This is a genomic window from Empedobacter sp. EJD.6dd (genome assembly GCF_057369435.1).
In genome coordinates this window covers 1,027,979-1,047,374 of the sequence record NZ_CM170667.1, presented here as the reverse complement: position 1 = coordinate 1,047,374, position 19,396 = coordinate 1,027,979, and the positions used below count along the sequence as shown (strand labels likewise).

Sequence of the window (19,396 nt, the reverse complement as noted above, 5' to 3'; positions counted from 1 at the left end):
ATAAAGAAGTTGAAGATTTTATTATACATTTGTCATAGATTATAAAACAATACAATGAAAGCATATGTTTTTCCAGGACAAGGTGCTCAATTCTCGGGAATGGGTAAAGACTTGTACGAAAATTCTGAAGTAGCAAAAGAGTTATTTGACAAAGCAAACGAAATATTAGGTTTTGATATAAAATCAATCATGTTTGAAGGGTCTGCAGAAGATCTTAAACAAACAAAAGTTACGCAGCCTGCAGTTTTTTTACATTCTGTTATTTTAGCGAAAACTTTAACTGATTTTAAACCAGAAATGGTTGCAGGTCATTCTTTGGGTGAAATTTCAGCTTTAGTAGCGAATGAAACATTAGATTTCGAATCTGGATTAAAATTAGTATACAAACGCGCTTTAGCAATGCAAGCAGCTTGTGAAGCTAATCCATCTACAATGGCAGCTATTTTAGGATTAGAAGACAAAATTGTTGAAGATGCTTGTGCTGAAATTGAAGGTGTTGTAGTTGCGGCTAATTATAATTGTCCAGGTCAATTAGTAATTTCTGGAGAAATTGAAGCTGTAAATTTAGCATGCGAAAAATTAAAAGAGTTAGGAGCAAAACGTGCATTGGTTCTTCCTGTAGGTGGAGCTTTTCATTCACCTTTGATGAAACCAGCTGAAGAAGAATTAGCAAAAGCAATTGAAGAAACTATTTTTAATACACCTATTTGTCCAGTTTATCAAAATGTAACAACTACAGCTGTTACAGATCCTGCAGAAATCAAGAAAAATTTAATAGCTCAGTTAACTGCTCCTGTAAAATGGACGCAATCTGTTCAAAATATGATTGCTGATGGTGCAACTGAATTTATTGAAGTTGGACCAGGAAACACATTACAAGGTTTGGTGAAAAAAATTAATAGAGAAGTTACAACTTCGTCTGCGCAAATCTAATTTAGATGAAAACATACCGTTCCAATGGAAAATTATTCCTTATCGGGGAATATATTGTAATTGATGGAGCGAAAGCATTTGCATTGCCCACTAAATATGGGCAATGTTTGTTTGTGGAAGATTCGTCAAAAGAATCAAATCGTATTCGTTGGAAAGCCACCAAATATGATGATTCAATATGGTTTGAAGTTGAACTTAGTTTAGATGATTTAGAAATTATTTCTTCAACAAATAATAAATTAAGCCAATCTTTACAAACGATTTTAATAAAAGCTAAAACTCTTAATCCTAATTTTTTTAATTCTAATATAAGTTATCAATGTTTAACGAAGTTAGAATATCCGCAAGAATGGGGGTTGGGAAGTAGTTCTACTTTGATTGATTTGATTAGCCAATGGGTTGGAATAAATCCGTTTGAATTGAATATATTGACATTTAATACAAGTGGATATGATATTGCGTGCGCACATCATGATAAACCAATTTTATTTCAGAATAAACCTGAAATAAAAGTAGATGAACTAGATTTAAATTGGGATTTTAAAGATCAACTTTATTTTATTTATCTCAATCAGAAGCAAGATACGCAGGCTGTTGTTGGAAATCATTATAAAAATAAACCAAAAGATTGGCAGATGGTTAATGAACTTTCTGAGCTAGTTATAAAAGCAACAAAAGTTAATCATTTACCTGATTTAGAATCAATTTTAAATGAATATCAAACTCGATTAGGTAATTTCATGCAAATTCCGCAAACCAAAGATTTATATTTTCCAGATTATAAGGGAATTGTAAAAAGTCTTGGCGCTTGGGGTGGAGATTTTGTTTTAGTTACCTATAGAGATGGAATGCAAGAGTATTTTAAGGAAAAAGGTTATGATATTATTATTCCATTTTCTGAAATGATTAAATAGAAAAGGATATCTGATTGTAGATATCCTTTTTTGTTATTTTTTACCAATAAAGGCTTTCAACTTCTTTTTTCTTTCTTGTTTTGTCTGAAATTTTGTTTGAAATTCTTGTGTTTTATCCCACATAGCTTCAATTACAACTTGTTCAGGTTTATGGATAAGTTTTGCATATTCTCTTCCCATAATTTCAATCATTTCCTTTTGAGGAGTTAGACGAGAAAAGTTTTTCATTCTAGTTTCGAAATTCATTGAATGATGAAAATTCATTCGATTCAAATCAACTAAGTAAAATTCGTATTGATTATCTCCAATTTGCTTAATTAATGTATTTCCTGGCGAATGATCTAAAAATTCAATTCCAGCTTCGTGTAAATCAAACGTAAATTTTGTAAATTGTTTTATAATTTCTTCTCTGTTCTCCCATGTAGGAACTTCTACTAATTCACGATAGGTTAAATTAGCTTCTACTAATTCACAGAAATAGTAACTTTCTTTAAAACTAACTGCCGATTTATTTTCGACAAAAGCAATAGGGTATGGTGTTAAAAAACCTAATTCGATTAACTTTTTTGCGTATTCATATGAGCGTTCAGCTTTAGATTGACGAAAAAAACGATAAACAAATTTATTAACAATATTCGGAATTTTGAAAGACTTGATTGTAACAATTTTACCCGATTTTAAAGTCGTTTTTTTGATGGAGTTTCTTGTTCCCTTAGCTATATAATCTGTAATAGAATTAAAATTATTAATTATTAATTCGATTTCGTTTTGTGTGGTTTGATAATGTTTATTTACGACAATTTTTTGCGTCATTTTACGAAAACTTATAATTCATATAGAAAAAATCTATATTTCATTTTAATCTGTCAAAGATATGTTTATTTTTGCTGAAAAGTGTTCACTATATTATGAATAATTTGAATAAAGTCGCGATTGTTGTACCAATTTATAGAGATTTTTTAGATGAATTGGAGAAAAAATCTTTAGAAAGTATTGTTCGTCATTTTAATAATTATGAGATTATTTTTGTAGCGCCTCAAGGATTATCAACTTCAAGTTATTCTTCTTTTTTTGAAAATATAAATCATTTTCAGATAATAAATTTCAGTGAAGATTGTTTTAAATCAATTGATGCCTATAATCAATTATTGTTAGATGATAAATTTTACGAGGAATTTAACAGATTCGAATTTATATTGATTTGTCAATTAGATGTCTTTGTGTTCAAAAATGATTTGGAAACTTGGTTAGAAAGTGATTTTGATTACGTGGGAGCGCCATGGATTGGAAGTGATCGTAACTTGATTAACCTTACTTTAGATAAAATCAATCACATTTTTCGTAAAATAAAAGGTAAAAAGCCAAAAAATACAGAACGACTATTTAAAGTTGGAAATGGAGGTTTTTCATTGAGAAGAGTAGAAAAGTTTGTGAAAATTGCAAAACAAGAAACAAATCAAATTAATTTATTTTTAAAAGAAAAACCTACATCAGAATACCATATAGAAGATGTTTTTTGGTCTTTATATGTTCCAAAAAAACATAACAATTATAATATTCCAAATTGGAAAGAAGCATTGCATTTTTGTATGGATAGAAAGCCGGAAAAAGCAATGAAATTAAATGGAAATAAATTGCCTATGGCTTGTCATCGATTTAATCAGCCAAAGCCGTATAAGTTTTGGAAAAACTATATTGAATGATATAATCAAAACCTATTGAATGAATGAACCTAAAAAACAAACTACTAAATTATTTTTTTGAATTAAATAAATATGATATCAAAAAAATACCAATTATTATTAATAATTACAACAGATTAACTACACTAAAAAGATTAATTCAAAGTTTAGAAAAAAGAGGCTACGAAAATATTCATATTCTTGATAATAAGTCTTGTTATCCCCCATTGTTAGATTACTATAAAGAAATATCTCCTAGAATAAAAGTCCACTATTTAAACAAAAATTATGGCTATAAAGCATTATGGAAAAGTGGAAAATGGAGAAGTTTTATGTTCTCATATTTTTGTTATACAGATTCTGATTTGGAAATTATAGATGAGTGTTGCGACGATTTTCTTGAAAAATTTTATCAACTTTTAATTAAATATCCAGAAGTTTTTAAAGTTGGTTTTTCTTTAAGTATTAATGATTTACCAGATTATTATTCTAGAAAACAGGAGGTTATTGACTGGGAAAAAAGGTTTTATGAGATTGAAAAAGAACCAAATATTTTTATAGCCCCAATTGATACTACTTTTGCTATTTATAGACCATTTTCTAAAAGAGGAAAACGAAATGGAGAAGACGAAATGTTAAGAATAGGCTTTCCATATCAATGTAAACATTTACCTTGGTACAACGAATGCGCTAATTTGACAGAAGAAGAGAAATATTATCTTCAATCTGTAGAAAAACCAACACATTGGTCAAAAATATCAGATTAAGTTTAATATTTAATTTTCGTATAATACCTTTGCAACTCAATATATTAAATTCAAATTAAAATGTCAGATATAAACGAAATTGTAGCGAAACTAAAACAAGGAGAAACAATGCTTTATCCAACAGATACTATTCTTGGACTAGGTTGTGATGCAAAGAATGAAACTGCAATTGAAAAAATTTATCAGATAAAAAATCGTCCTTCATCAAAATCGTTGATAATTTTGGTTGATTCACCAAAAATGTTGCAAGATATTGTAGAGGTTCCAGAATTAGCGTGGGATTTAATTGATTTAAACGAAAAACCTATTACCATCATTTATGACAATCCAAAAGGTTTACCAGCGTCATTAGTTGCAGAAGATAATACGATTGCAATTCGTATGACTGATGATTTGTTTTGTAAGAAAATTATAGGCAAATTAGGTGGGCCAATTGTATCTACATCTGCCAATTTATCAGGGGAACCATCTCCAAAAGTCTTTTCGGAAGTTAATCCTACTATTTTAGAACGAGTAGACTTTTGTCCAGAAGAAACGAAAACCTTTGTACCTCAATTTACTGCGTCAACAATAATTAAATTAGGTCTAGATAACGAAGTAAAAGTTATTAGAGAGTAGTTTTTTATTTCAAAACTTATACTTTTGCAAAATGAAAATCTTAGAAGCCGTATCAAATCCAATTTTTAAAAATGTAACAGAAGTTGCTGATGAAATTAATCAAGAAACTTATGTTGTTGGTGGATTTGTTCGCGATTATTTATTAAATCGTGGTCAAAAGAAAGACATCGATTTTGTGACAGTAGGAAACGGAATTTTATTAGCCAAAGAGTTAGCTTCAAAATTAGGACATACTTCACAGGTTTCAGTTTTTAAACGTTTTGGAACTGCAATGTTCAAATACAAAGACACAGATCTGGAATTTGTAGGTGCACGTAAAGAAAGTTATTCCGAAGATAGTCGAAAACCTCATGTGGAAGACGGAACGTTAGAAGACGATCAAAAGCGTCGTGATTTTACGATTAATACGTTGGCGATTTCAATGAATAAAGAAAACTTTGGAGAGTTAATTGATCCTTTTAATGGTGTTGAAGATTTGAACAATAAAATCATCAAAACTCCTTTAGAACCTAATGTTACCTATTCTGATGATCCGTTGCGTATGATGCGTGCTATTCGTTTTGCTGCGCAGTTAGGATTCGAAATAGAAAAAAAATCTTTTCAGGCAATAATTGATAATGCTGAACGTATTAATATCGTATCTTTTGAACGTGTAATGGATGAGTTTCAAAAAATTATGATGACGGAAAAACCTTCGGTCGGATTATTGTTATTGGAACAATCAGGATTATTACAACATATTTTACCAGAATTAGTTGCGTTAAAAGGTATAGAAGAGGTTGAAGGTCAGAAACATAAAGATAATTTTTATCATACCTTAGAAGTGGTTGACAATATTTCTGTCAATACTGATAATGTTTGGTTGCGTTGGGCAGCGTTGTTGCATGATATTGGAAAAGCTGTTACAAAACGCTTTGACAAAAATGTAGGTTGGACATTTCATTCACATGAATTTGTAGGATCAAAAATGGTATTAAAATTGTTTAGACGATTAAAATTACCATTAGGACCTCAAGTGAAATATGTCCAAAAATTGGTCATGATGAGTTCTCGACCAATTGCTGTTGTAACAGATGACGCTACAGATTCGGCATTGCGCAGATTATTGTTTGATGCTGGAGAAGATTTTGAAGATTTAATTACGCTTTGTAAAGCAGATATTACAACAAAAAACGAACGTAAACAAAAACGTTTCAAACAAAATTTTGAAGTTGTAGAACAAAAAATAAAAGATGTTGAAGAACGTGATAAAGTGCGTAATTTTCAACCACCAATTACAGGGGAACAAATAATGGAAATATTTGATATTCAACCTGGAAAAGAAATCGGAATTCTTAAAAATGCCATAAAAGAGGCAATTTTAGAAGGAGAAGTAGAAAATAATTATAATTCTGCATTAGAATTTGTAATTAATATGGGAAAAGATTTAAATTTGGAACCGAAAAATATTTAGAAAGTGATATATAAAATTCGTGTATTCCTTGATGCAAAAGAGGATGTTTTTAGAGACATAGAAATTAAAGAGAAGCAAACATTATTCACATTGTACAAAGGTATCATTAGTGCTTTTAGTTTACAAGGTGAGGAGTTGGCATCATTCTATGAAGTAGATGAAGATGGAAACCAAACAAAAGAGATTCCTTTAGAGGATATGTCTGATGACGGAACTGACGAAACAATGGCAGATTTCTACATTAAAGAAGCTTTTGTTAACCAAGGTGATCGTATGGCTTTTGTATATGATTTTATGGAAATGTGGACGTTTGTTGCAGAATTAATTTCTGTAGAAGATAAACCAGCAGTTCTTAATTACCCATTAACTGTTTATCGTTTCGGATCAATGCCTCTTAAAGCACCTAAAAAGGACATGCTTGTTGATTTAGAAGATGAAGATGATATTGATTTTGCAGAAGATGCTGAATTGAATGATTTACAAATCGACGAAGATTTAGACGTAGACGATTTATAAAAACTACAACTAATCAACTTATATATCAAAAAATCTGAATGGCAACATTCAGATTTTTTTTTGTGCTATATATCAATCAATTGATGATTATTTTACTTCCTCAACCAACCATTTTTGCGTAACTTGCATCTACTCATAAAAGATAAACTCTATGAAACAGCTCCTGTTTTTTATACTAATTTTAACCAATTCTATGCTTATGGCTCAATCACCAACGATTGATCAAAAGTGGAAAGAAATTGATCAACAAATGCAAAATGGTCAATTCAAATCAATCCAACCAAAAATTGATGAACTTAAAGCGTTATCAAAAAAGGAAAATAATCAACAAAGTTATCTGAAGGCTTTGTTTTACGAATCAAAAATAAAAGTGGCAACTTCTGATGAAAAAGATGATGTTAATTTTGTATTTGATTTATTTAAGAAAGAATTAGATCAAAAATCGAATGTAAATAATGCCATTACCAATTCATATTTGGCACAATTGTACCAGTTGTATTACGACGAAAATCGTTGGAAAATCAATAGTCGTACAAATGTCGAAAATCAATCAACAACTGATATGAGATTTTGGACAGAGGAAACATTCAAGAAAACGATAAATGATTATTTTTCAAAATCAATTCAACCAAAAAATGAATTAATCAATGCAAAATCGCAAGATTATAAAATGATTTTGAATCTTGCTTCTGATAAGAAAAATGCGCAAGAACAGCTTGATTTAACACCAACATTGTATGATATTTTAGCAAGAAATTATATCAATTATCTGAATCAGAATGATGAAAGAGATAAAGCAAATCAATTGCTTTCTGATTTAGTTGAAATCAATAAACAAAAGAATAATGAAAATGCAGTTTTGTATAATGAATTGATTTTATTAGAGAGTAAACGAAATTCAATTTCAATTCAAGATTTTATTAAACAAAAAGAAACTTTAGCAATAAAATATCCAAAAGCGTGGTATTCATCTTATGTGTACGCAACTTTAGCGACAGATTATTATGGTTTGGAAGAAGAAAAGTTAGCAAACATTAATAAGATTTTTGATATTCAAGAAAAACTTACAAAACAATATCCAAATTCTGATGAAAAAAGAGTGGTAGACAATTTGGTTTCGAAGATAAAATCGCAAGAATTAAATGTTCAAGCAGAGAAATATATCAACGAAAATCAAAATACACCAATTCAATTAATGCATAAAAATTTGAATAAGGTTTATGTAAAAGTCTTTGCTTATAACGAAGGTTTTGACGGAAATGAAAAAATGCAAGTTTTAAATGTTTACAATGAAAATCGAATTACAGAAGCTCAAAATTTTCTGAATAGCTTAAACGTTGTCGATCAATATGCAATAGATGTTAAATCGTTTGATGATTATCAAAATCATTCAACAATTGTAAAATTAAATCCGTTAAAAGTTGGTCGTTATATTGTGTTGTTTTCGAATACTACTGATTTCAAAATTAATACAAAAGATGACATCGACTATTTAGATATCATGGTTTCTAAATTTGCGATTAATTCGTTGAATGATAAATTATCAGTTGTCAATCGCGAAACTGGAAAACCAGAAAGTAATATTTCTGTAGAGTTTTCTAATTTGACAAATTACAATAAAAAGGAAACTAAAATTCTGACTTCTGCTAAAGATGGAATCATTCAAACACCTTCGGGATGGAGAAATTTTCAGTATCGCATAAAAGATGAACATACTATCTATTCGACTTATTATTACGATTACGATAGTTATGATGAGGATGATGAAGATTCTTCGGTTAAAATTTTTACAGATCGTGCGATATATCGTCCTGGACAAACAGTTTATTTCAAAGGAATTTACTTTACAAATAAAGGAAAAGAGCGTCAAGTTTTACCAAAGAGAAAAGTAACATTTTTCTTAGAAGACGTTAATGGAAAAGAGATTAAAGAAATTGAATTAACAACTAACGAATTTGGTTCTGTAAATGGAAATTTTGTTTTACCAAATAATGGATTAACAGGAGATTTCAGAATTTATGTAGAAAATGATGATGTAGATGAACTTGGTTCTCATTCATTCAAGGTTGAAGAATATAAACGTCCAAAATTTAAGGTTGAAATTGAGAAAAATAAAGGCGTTTATAGTTTAAATGATAAGGTAAAAGTAGAAGGAAAAGCGATTGCTTTTTCGGGAGCAACTATCGATAATGCAAAAGTTTCGTACCGCGTTTATCGTCAAGAAATTTTTACGTTTTGGCCTTGGTATCGTTCAATTCCAGTAGGTCGTGGACAACGCGAAGAAATTACGTTTGGAGAAACAACAACAGATGCGGAAGGGAAATTTAACTTTGAGTTTGTAGCAAAGCCAGCTTCGGAGAAAAAGAAAGATGAGGTAAGAACCTACAATTATTTTATCGAAGTTAATGCGACGGATATCAATGGAGAAACGCAATCAGAATCTTCTTCTGTTAAAGTTGGAGATACAAGAATGTCGTTAAATATTGCTATTTCAGAGAAAACGAAAGTAGAAGATTTAAAATCGTTCAAAGTTGAAGTGAAGAATCTGAATGATGAAAAATTAGACGGTAAAGGACATATCGAAATTTATTCATTAAACGCACCAAAAGAAATAGTTCGTCGTCAAAAATTTACAACAGATTACAATTTTTATTCGAAAGAAGAATTCAAAAAAATCTTTCCGAATGAACCTTACGGTGATGAAATGAATCCAAAAACTTGGACAACGAACCAAAAAGTTTTCGAAAGTGATTTTGATACAAAAATTTCAGATGATATTAAATTTAATCAAGCATCAAATTTAGAAGAAGGTTATTATGTTGTAAAAGGTTTTGTGATGGATGGAACGCAAAAAGTTGAGGTAGATAAATTGATTTATGTTTCGAATGAAAAGAAAGCAAATGCAATTAAAACACTTTTAGCTGTTTCGCCTAATAAATCGACTTTCGGACCAAAAGATGTTGCTAAAATTGAATTTAAATCTGGTTCAAAAGATACGTATGTGTATTATGAAGTGGAGGCAAATCAAACAATTATTGAGAAAGGTTTCTTGGATTTGAGTAAAAAATCAGTTGTCGAAATTCCAATCAAAGAAGAATATCGTGGTGGAATTTATCTGAATTATGCGATGACGAAATTCAATGATGTGCAAACAGGAAGTCTTAATTTAGCTGTTCCATTTACCAATAAACAATTAAAAGTTACGGCTGAAGTTTTACGTGATAAATTAACACCAGGAGCAAAAGAAAAATGGCAGTTAAAAATTGAAGGTCCAAACAAAGATAAAGTTTCGGCTGAGGTTTTAGCAAGTATGTATGATGCTTCTTTGGATCAGTTTGCGTCAAATTCGTTAGATTTTAATGTGTATGATTTTACAAATTCAAGAAAAAATAATCCATTTAATCTATATCAATTTTATATAACAAATCAATCTCGACCAATTTATTACCGTACGAATTATGATTTTTATGCGAGAGGATATGCAGGTTTAGATTTTAATTTATTCGATTTCGGATTCAACCAATATCGAATGAATCGAATGATGATGAAATCTGTTGCGCCAGGTGTTAGAATGAAAGAAGTATCAGAAAATGAAATTCAAGTTGAGGTACAAATGGGTGCTGCTGCTGATGTAAGTTTAGAAGGTTCTGTTGTAACCGCTTTAGGAATTACAAGAGATAAAAAATCTTTGGGATATGCTACAGAAAATATTGCAATCCGCGGTGTTGGTTCTGTAGACGCAAACTCTAACGCTCTTTATGTTGTAGATGGAGTTGTTTATGATAAAGCTCCAGAGCTTAATCCTGATGATATTCAATCCGTAAATGTGTTGAAAGGTGAACAAGCGACAGCGTTATATGGCGCAAGAGGTGCTAATGGAGTAGTGGTGATTACAACAAAAAAAGGAACAAATACAGCTTTAGAAAATGTAAAAGCACGTACAAATCTTAATGAAACAGCTTTCTTTTATCCAAACTTAAAAACGGATGCAAAAGGAAATATAATTGTAGAATTTACAACGCCAGAAAGTTTAACAGAATGGAAGTTTATGGCAATTGCACATACGCCAGACCTTAAAACAGGTTATTTAGAACAGAATGTTCGTACGCAAAAAGACTTGATGGTGGTGCCAAATATGCCTCGTTTTTTACGAGAAGGAGATCAAATTTCGGTTTCGTCAAAAATCAACAACTTATCAGATAAGGTATTAAACGGTTCTGCGAAATTGATGTTATTTGATGCGTTTACCAATCAACCAATTGATGCGCTATTTAAGTTAACAAATGCAGTTCAGAATTTCTCTGTAGCAAAAGGAAGTTCAGATCAAGTGACGTGGACAATTGATGTTCCGAAAAATGTACAAGCGGTTGTTTATCGTGTGGTGGCTTCGGCTGGAGATTTTTCTGATGGAGAAGAATCGGCTTTACCAATCTTGACAAATCGTATGATGGTCACAGAAACGTTGCCAATTTATGTAAAAGAAGGTCAAAAGAAATCGTTCCAATTCGATAACATGATCAATAATAAATCAACTTCTTTGGATAATTTCAAATTAACGTTCGAGATGACAACCAATCCAATTTGGTATGCAGTTTTCTCGTTGCCTTATTTACGCGAGTATCCATATGAATGTGCAGAACAAGTATTCTCGCGTTTATATGGAAATATGATTTCGGAAAAAGTGATTAATTCGAACCCAAAAATTAAAGCTGTTTTTGATGATTGGAACAAAAAAGGTGAATTGAAATCGAAATTACAGTTGAACCAAGAATTGAAAAATATCATTTTAGAAGAAACACCTTGGGTAAAAAATGCGGAAAGCGAAGAAGAGCAAATGAAACAAATTGCAGTTTTATTCCAATTGAATCAAATGCAAACTGAAATGAAATCAGCTTTCCAAAAATTATCAGATAAACAACAATCAAATGGAGGTTTTGCTTGGTTTGATGGTGGTCACCCAAACGAATATATTACAACGCATATCGTTTCTGGTTTTGGAAATATGAAGAAAATGGAGGTAAACTTCAAAGCATTTGAAATTGATGTAAATCCGTTAATCAAAAAAGCAATTCAGTATATTGATAACGAGAATTTAAATCGTTTCAAAGAATTCAAGAAAGATCAAAAATCATTCAAGGATGTGGTATATTCAGACGGTTTGCATTATTTATATGCGCGTTCGTTTTTCTTAGAAGATTATCCGATGTCGAAAGAATTGAATGAAATGAAAACAGCAATGTTAAAGAATTTGAACGATACAAAATTGGATTTATCGTTGCAACAAAAAGCAATGGCTGCAATTGTGATGAATCGTTTTGAAATGCAATCTGCGGCTAAAATTGTGGTCAATTCAATCAAAGGAAAAGCGGTAGAATCAGATGAAATGGGTATGTATTGGAAAGAAAATCAACCGGGTTGGTTTTGGTATCAAGCGCCTGTAGAAACGCAAGCATTTTTGATTGAAGCTTTTGATGAAGTTTCGCAAGATGAAAAATCTGTCGAAGAAATGAAAGTTTGGTTATTGAAAAATCGTCAAACAAATCAGTGGAATTCAACAAAAGCGACTACAAAAGCGGTTTATGCGTTAATGAATTTCGGAAAATCGTGGATAGATGCTGACAAAGGAATTGCTGTAAAAATTGGGAATCAAAATTTTGATTTAGATAAAAATGCGCAAGCTGGTTCTGGTTATGTGAAAACTTCTTGGAACAAAGAAGAGATCAAACCTGAAATGGGTAAAGTTGAAGTTGTTAAAACATCTCCAGGTGTAGCTTGGGGAGCGATGTATTGGCAATATTTTGAAGATTTAGATAAAATAAAATCGGCTGAAACTGGAATCAAGTTCAACAAGAAATTATTCATCAAACAAAATTCAGCTAATGGTCCAGTTTTAAAAGAAATTACAACGTCAACATCAATAAAAGTAGGTGATATCGTAACAGTTCGTTTAGAAATTTCGGTTGATCGTGCAATGCAATTTGTTCATATCAAAGATATGCGTGCAAGTGGTTTCGAGCCGGTGAATGTACTTTCTGGTTACAAGTGGAAAGGAGAATTTGGGTATTACGAAAGTACGCGTGATGCTGCAACCAACTTCTTTTCGGATTATATGCGCAAAGGAACCTATATTTTTGAGTATGATTTGAAAGCAAATAATGCGGGTAATTTCTCAAATGGAATTACATCAATGCAAAATATGTATGCACCAGAATTGAGTGCACAAAGCGAAGGAATTCGTGTAGAGATTAAATAATCAATTCAATCAATAATTTTAAAAGAGCTGAGGTTTTCCTCAGCTCTTTTTGTTTTCGTCAGAAAGTCAAAACAATCTGTTTGCAATGAAATTTTTTAATAGGAGAGTTGAAACAATCTGTTTGCAATGAAATTTTTTAATAGGATAGTTCAAACAATCTGTTTGAATTGAAATTTTTTAGTAGGAGAGTCCAAACAATCTGTTTTAAATAAAATTTTTTAATAGGAGAATTCAAACAATCTGTTTTAAATGAATTTTTATAATAGGAGAGTTGAAACAATCTGTTTTAAATAAAATTTTTTAATAGGAGAATTCAAACAATCTGTTTGTAATGAAATTCTCTTTATATTTTCAAACACCCGTTGTGCATTTTGTTAATTTTATCAATGAAAACCGTCAATTCGAGTGAAATTCTTAGAATTTTGTATCGAGAATAAGGTTTTAGAAGATAAAATTCTATTCTCGATATAATTTTTATTCATTTCATTTCTAAAAACCACTCGAATTGACGAATTTTTATTCAAAATACACAAGGGGTTTTCAAATAGTTTATATTGATTTTATTTATCTTTAAAATCAAATAACACGAAATGAAGAAATTCCTTTTATTGACTCTTGCATTATTTCCTTTATATGGTTTTGCACAATTGCAAACTATTTTTCAATCTAAAATTGATTCGATTTATGAGAAAAATAAAGAAGCAATTGGAATTATTGTTCATGTAGAAGCATCTAAACAAAACATTTCTTGGAGTTATGCAAAAGGAGTTTCGGATATCAAAACCAATGAAGTTTTAAATCATCAACAACCCGTTTTAATTGCAAGTAATACGAAACCCTATGTTGCTGCAGCGATTTTACGTTTAGTGGAAAAAGGAAAGCTTACAATTAATCAGCCAATTAAGAATTTATTATCGAAGAAAACACGTCAATTATTAGACAAAGATGGGTATGATTTGAATGCGATTACAGTAAAACATTTGCTTTCTCATACTTCTGGAATTCAGGATTATGTTGATGATGCATATTTTGAATTAGTGAATCATCGTCCGCAATATAAATGGAAAAAAGAAGAACAAATCAAAAGAGCAATCGAAATTGGAAGCCCGAAAAAAGTAGGAGAAAAGTTTAGTTATGGTGATATTAATTATTTGCTTCTAACCGAAATTATTGAACAAAAAACATATCAACCATTTTATAAAGCAATGCGAGATTTGTTAAAATACAAAGAATTAGGATTAACAAAAACATGGTTCATAGATTTTGAGAAATATCCTACTGAAACATTGGCTTTAGCGCATCAATATGCGGATAAATATAAATGGGATTCTTATAATATTAATCCGTCTTGGGATTTGTATGGAGGTGGTGGAATAGCGTCTACAGCAAAGGAATCTGCTTTGTTTTTTCAGTATTTATTTGATGGCAAAATCATTCACGATAAAAAGATTTTAGAGGAGATGCATACGTATGTTTTACCTGCAGATCAATCTAAATATTGTTTAGGAATTTATCATTTTGATATGGGCTTTAACGCTTATTATCATGGTGGTTGGTGGGGAACGGATGTATTATATTCACCAGAAACAGACGCAACAATTACAGTTTTTACATTGCAAAAAGGATTTCAACATCTTATCAATCCATTTATCGGAAAAGAATTTCAGAAGTTGTTGCTTAAGAATTAGACGAGTTAGCTCATAAGATTTCACAATTTTTTAATTCATTCTAAGAATAAAACTTTCTAAATTTGAAGCATGAAAAAATCAATACTTAGTATATTTTCTGCAATTGTTTTAACTTTTTCAGTTACAGCAAATGCGCAAGAAATCGAAGAACAAATTGTAATTGAAAATCGTGTTAATGATCTGAAGCAACAAGACAAACCTTATGTTATCTTAATTTCGGCAGATGGTTTTCGTTATGATTATGCTCAAAAACATGGGGCAAAAAATTTATTAGAATTAGCAAAAAATGGAGTAAAAGCAGATGCAATGTATCCGTCTTTTCCTTCAGTTACATTTCCTAATCATTACACAATTGTAACAGGTTTAACACCTATTCATCATGGTTTGGTAGGGAATAATATGTTAGATAGAGAGGTTGGCGATCGTTATTCTTTGGGAAATAGAAACGCGGTTATTAACCCGAAATGGTATGGCGGAACTCCAATTTGGAATCTTGCAGAGCAAAATAAAATGTTAGCAGCTTGTTATTATTGGCCAGGTTCTGAAGCTCATATAAATGGAATGTTTCCAACTTATTCGTACAAATATTCAGAAAAATCACCAATTGATTACCGTATTCAGCAAGTTGTAAATTGGTTAGAATTACCAGAAGAAAAACGTCCTCATTTGATTACGTTTTATTTTCCAGAAGTAGATCATGCGGGACATACTTTTGGTCCAGATGCTCCAGAAACTAAAGAAGCTGTACATTTTGTTGATCAATCAATTAAGAAATTAAATGATGAGGTGGCAAAAACAGGTCTTAAAGTGAATTTTGTATTTGTTTCGGATCATGGAATGACAAAAATTGATAACGAAAATCCTTTAAAATTACCAATTACAATAGACGAATCAAAAATGCAAGCGGCTGTTAATGGTTCTTATGTGAGTTTATTTGTAAAAGACAAAAATGATATCGAGTCAATTTATAAAGAAATAAAAGCTAAACAAAACGAAAAATTCGAAGTTTATAAGACAACAAATGTACCTTCTAAATATCATTTTGATAAGAAAAATGATGTTCACAATAGAATTGGAGACATTATTTTGATTGCGCACGCACCGAATTATTTTTCGAATAAAATTTCGTCTAAAGGTTCGCATGGTTTTTATGTAAAAGAAACGCTAGAAATGAAAGCAACTTTTATGGCTTGGGGACCAAATATTAAGAATGGAAAAGAGATTAAAGTTTTTCCTAATACACAAGTTTACCCAATGATTGCAAAATTATTAGGATTACCAATTGAAGAAAAAATTGATGGAACAAATCAATTAGCGAATAAAATTTTGGTGAAGTAAGATCAAATTTCAGAAATAACAAAAAGCCGACTAATTGTAGTCGGCTTTTCTATTTTATACTAATCCAGCTCGCTTCAGTAAAGCATCGGCTGTTGGTTTGTGACCTCTGAATTCTTCATATAATTTCATCGGTTCTACAGTTCCTCCAGATGATAATAATTTATAGAATTTTTTTGCAGTATCTGGATTGAAAATACCAGTTTCTTTGAAAAAATCGAATGCATCTGCATCCAAAACTTCTGCCCATTTATATGAATAATAACCAGATGAATAACCTCCTTGGAAAATGTGAGAGAATGAAGTACTCATCATATTTTTATCAACTTCAGGGTATAATTCTGTTTGTTTAAAGGTTTCTTTTTCAAATTTTTGTAGATCATTGATTTCTGCTAAATCATTTGCGTGATAGGCCATATCCAATAGTCCAAAACTCAATTGACGAACAGTTTGATATCCTTCCATAAAACTTGAAGATTCGCGTACTTTTTCAATCAACTCTTGTGGAATAATTTCTCTAGTTTTGTAATGCTTTGCAAATAATTTTAAAGCTTCTGGTTCGTAACAAAAGTTTTCATAAAATTGAGACGGTAATTCAACAAAATCCCAATACACATTTGTTCCAGAAAGACTTTCGTAAGTTGTATTTGGCAACATTCCATGTAAAGCGTGACCGAATTCGTGGAACAACGTTGTTACTTCCTGAAAAGTCAATAATGATGGGGTATCTTTCGAAGGTTTTGTAAAATTACATACAATAGAAATATGTGGACGTTTGTTATGTCCATTTACGTTCGAAGCTTCTCTGTAACTCGTCATCCAAGCTCCAGGACGTTTTCCTGCACGTGGGAAAAAGTCGGCGTACAATAAACTTAAGAATTCACCATTTTTATCTAAAACCTCGTAAGTTGTTATTTCTTCATTGTATTTATCAATGTTGTGAATCTCCTTAAATGTTATTCCGTATAATTTTGTTGCAACATCAAAAGCTCCTTGAATTACATTTTCTAACTGAAAATATGGTTTTAATTCTTCATCAGAAAGACTGAATTTTTTTTGTTTTAATTTTTCAGCATAGTAGGCATGATCCCAACGTTGCAAAGTTTCAATTCCATCAATTTCTTTCGCAAAATCGGCTAATTCTTTAATTTCTTTATCAGCAAAAGGTTTAGCTTTTGTCAATAAATGATTTAAAAAGTCTAAAACAGTTTTAGGTTCTTTCGCCATTCGTTCTTCTAAAACATAATCTGCATGTGTTTTATAACCTAATATTTTAGCACGTTCGTGACGAAGTTTTACAATGTTTTTGACATTTTCTTCGTTGTTATATTCGTTATTTTGATAGGCTTTTACACCATTCGCTCTAAATAATTTTTCTCTCAATTCACGGTTTTCAGCATATTGCATAAACGGAATATAACTTGGCGCTTGTAGTGTAATTAACCAACCTTCGTTATTTTTTTGATCTGCGTCTGCTTTTGCTTGATCGATAGCATATTGAGGTAAACCTTTCAAGTGATTTTCATCTGTAATAATCAATTCATATGCATTCGTTTCAGCCAATACATTTTGTCCAAATTGTAAAGAAAGCATTGCCAATTGCTTATCAATTTCGCGTAATTTATTTTTATCTTCTTTGTTTAAATTAGCTCCGTTTCTCGAAAAACCTTTGTATTTTTTTTCTAATAAATAAGCTTGCTCTTCGGTTAAATTCAATGAATCTTTTTGATTATAAACGACTTTAACACGTTTAAATAAATCTTGATTTAAGCGAACATCATTTCCAAATTCTGATAATAACGGTGAAATTTCTTGTGCAATTTGTTGAATTTCATCATTTGTTTCAGCTGAATTTATATTGAAGAAAATAGACGAAATACGTCCTAATTTTTCTCCCGAAAGTTCCATTGCTTCTATTGTATTTGCAAAATTAGGTGCTTCAGGATTATTTGTTATCGAATCTATTTCTGCTTTTGCTTCTTCAATTGCTTGGATAAATGCTGGTTTGTAATCATCATTTTTGATTTTAGAAAATGGAGCACTTTCAAAAGGTGTTTCAAATTTTTCTAATAAAGGATTTGCCATTTATAGTGTATTTTTTTAGTTAAAATATAATTGTTTTAGCTCTTTCAAAATCTAATCCAAACGTAAAGAATCTGACAAATCGTCAAATTAAATGTGTGATTAATTCCGAGAAGAGTAAATTTGTTTTAAAAGTAATCAATTATGAGCGTAGCATTAATATTTAATCAAAAGCCGACAGAAGAATGGCAAAGAAATTTGCAGAAATTATTGCCAGATACAAAAGTTGAAGTTTACCCAACTATTTCAAATCCTGAAGATGTAGAATTTATTGCAACTTGGAAACCACATGAAAATTATGTTGCTGAATTTCCTAATTTAAAAGTTGTACAATCGGTTGGTGCAGGAATAGATCATTTATTGCATACCAAAATTCCAGATTCAATAAAGGTGTCACGTATTGTTGATCCTGCTTTGAAACAAGAAATGTTTGAACATGTTTTGGTTTGTGTTATGACTTCAATGAAAAATTTGTTGACGTATTATAAAGATCAACTTAAAAATGAGTGGAAACCTAAAAATTATAAAAGTATTGGAGAAACAACGATTACAATTTTAGGATTAGGAGAAATAGGAAAATTGGTCGCAGAAAGATTTGTAGCATTAGGTTTTAAAGTGAAAGGTTGGTCAAATTCTGCAAAAAATATAAATGGAGTAGAGGCTTTTGCTGGAAAAAAAGGTTTGAATTCTGCTATTTCTGAAACAGATTTTATTGTAAATATTCTACCGCTTACAAATGAAACAGAAGGAATTTTGAACAAAGTTTTTTTTAATCAATGTTCTAAACAAACTGTCTTAATCAATGTAGGTCGTGGAGGTCATTTGGTCGAAAAGGATTTATTGAGTGCAATTGATGAAAAGTTTATAAAAGAAGCATATTTAGATGTTTTTAGAGAAGAGCCATTACCTGAAAACCATCCATTTTGGAAGAATGAAAATATTTATATAACTCCTCATATTGCGAGTGTTACCAATGCGACTACAGCGTTACAACAAGTGGCAGATAACTATAAAAGAATGAAAAATAAAGAAACTTTATTAAATGAAGTTTCGTTGGATAAAGGATATTGATTTTATCAAAATGACGTAATATTTTGTTAAAAAGACGCATTTTATTTTTTACTTGTCAAAAAAATCTTTTAACATTGTATACGA

Annotated in this window: 13 protein-coding genes; 11 read left to right on the top strand and 2 right to left on the bottom strand. The window is 30.6% G+C overall.

Annotated elements, in window-relative coordinates; translation table 11 throughout:
* Nucleotides 1-54: 54 nt before the first annotated feature.
* Together fabD and AC2I98_RS04885 are read left to right on the top strand one after the other, a co-directional pair.
* Complete coding sequence (fabD, locus tag AC2I98_RS04890) at nucleotides 55-933, top strand: ACP S-malonyltransferase (RefSeq protein ID WP_486413510.1); 879 nt, start codon at nucleotides 55-57, stop codon at nucleotides 931-933.
* A gap of 5 nt (nucleotides 934-938) precedes the next feature.
* A complete protein-coding gene (locus tag AC2I98_RS04885; RefSeq protein WP_486413509.1) occupies nucleotides 939-1,847 on the top strand; it encodes a GYDIA family GHMP kinase in 909 nt (302 codons plus the stop codon).
* Nucleotides 1,848-1,880: 33 nt separating this feature from the next.
* On the opposite strand, the gene AC2I98_RS04880 is transcribed toward AC2I98_RS04885, so the two are convergent.
* Nucleotides 1,881-2,660 (bottom strand): lipopolysaccharide kinase InaA family protein, encoded by a 780-nt coding sequence (locus tag AC2I98_RS04880; protein WP_486413508.1) that lies wholly within the window; start codon nucleotides 2,658-2,660, stop codon nucleotides 1,881-1,883.
* Nucleotides 2,661-2,755: 95 nt separating this feature from the next.
* Between AC2I98_RS04880 and AC2I98_RS04875 the strand changes: the two genes are divergently transcribed.
* The 8 genes from AC2I98_RS04875 (at nucleotide 2,756) to AC2I98_RS04840 (ending at nucleotide 16,162) form a co-directional block, all read left to right on the top strand.
* Complete coding sequence (locus AC2I98_RS04875; protein WP_486413507.1) at nucleotides 2,756-3,550, top strand: DUF5672 family protein; 795 nt, start codon at nucleotides 2,756-2,758, stop codon at nucleotides 3,548-3,550.
* A gap of 23 nt (nucleotides 3,551-3,573) precedes the next feature.
* Nucleotides 3,574-4,296: a glycosyltransferase gene (locus AC2I98_RS04870; RefSeq protein ID WP_486413506.1), complete on the top strand. Its 723-nt coding sequence runs from the start codon at nucleotides 3,574-3,576 to the stop codon at nucleotides 4,294-4,296.
* A 69-nt stretch (nucleotides 4,297-4,365) separates the two neighbouring features.
* Entirely contained in the window at nucleotides 4,366-4,914 is a 549-nt protein-coding gene (locus AC2I98_RS04865; protein WP_486414061.1) for an L-threonylcarbamoyladenylate synthase, read from the top strand.
* Between the two features lie 31 nt (nucleotides 4,915-4,945).
* Nucleotides 4,946-6,367 (top strand): CCA tRNA nucleotidyltransferase, encoded by a 1,422-nt coding sequence (locus AC2I98_RS04860; protein WP_486413505.1) that lies wholly within the window; start codon nucleotides 4,946-4,948, stop codon nucleotides 6,365-6,367.
* Nucleotides 6,368-6,370: 3 nt separating this feature from the next.
* A complete protein-coding gene (locus AC2I98_RS04855) occupies nucleotides 6,371-6,883 on the top strand; it encodes an IS1096 element passenger TnpR family protein (RefSeq protein ID WP_486413504.1) in 513 nt (170 codons plus the stop codon).
* Nucleotides 6,884-7,082: 199 nt separating this feature from the next.
* On the top strand, nucleotides 7,083-13,136 hold the full coding sequence (locus AC2I98_RS04850) for an alpha-2-macroglobulin family protein (RefSeq protein WP_486413503.1): 6,054 nt from the start codon (nucleotides 7,083-7,085) through the stop codon (nucleotides 13,134-13,136).
* Nucleotides 13,137-13,726: 590 nt separating this feature from the next.
* Nucleotides 13,727-14,824: a serine hydrolase domain-containing protein gene (locus AC2I98_RS04845; protein WP_486413502.1), complete on the top strand. Its 1,098-nt coding sequence runs from the start codon at nucleotides 13,727-13,729 to the stop codon at nucleotides 14,822-14,824.
* A gap of 69 nt (nucleotides 14,825-14,893) precedes the next feature.
* Nucleotides 14,894-16,162: an alkaline phosphatase family protein gene (locus AC2I98_RS04840; protein WP_486413501.1), complete on the top strand. Its 1,269-nt coding sequence runs from the start codon at nucleotides 14,894-14,896 to the stop codon at nucleotides 16,160-16,162.
* A 54-nt stretch (nucleotides 16,163-16,216) separates the two neighbouring features.
* On the opposite strand, the gene AC2I98_RS04835 is transcribed toward AC2I98_RS04840, so the two are convergent.
* Entirely contained in the window at nucleotides 16,217-18,244 is a 2,028-nt protein-coding gene (locus tag AC2I98_RS04835) for a M3 family metallopeptidase (protein WP_486413500.1), read from the bottom strand.
* 141 nt (nucleotides 18,245-18,385) lie between these two features.
* On the opposite strand from AC2I98_RS04835, the gene AC2I98_RS04830 reads away from it, so the two are divergent.
* Nucleotides 18,386-19,312, top strand: coding sequence for a 2-hydroxyacid dehydrogenase (locus AC2I98_RS04830; protein WP_486413499.1), 927 nt, complete (start codon nucleotides 18,386-18,388; stop codon nucleotides 19,310-19,312).
* The last annotated feature ends 84 nt before the right edge of the window (nucleotides 19,313-19,396 follow it).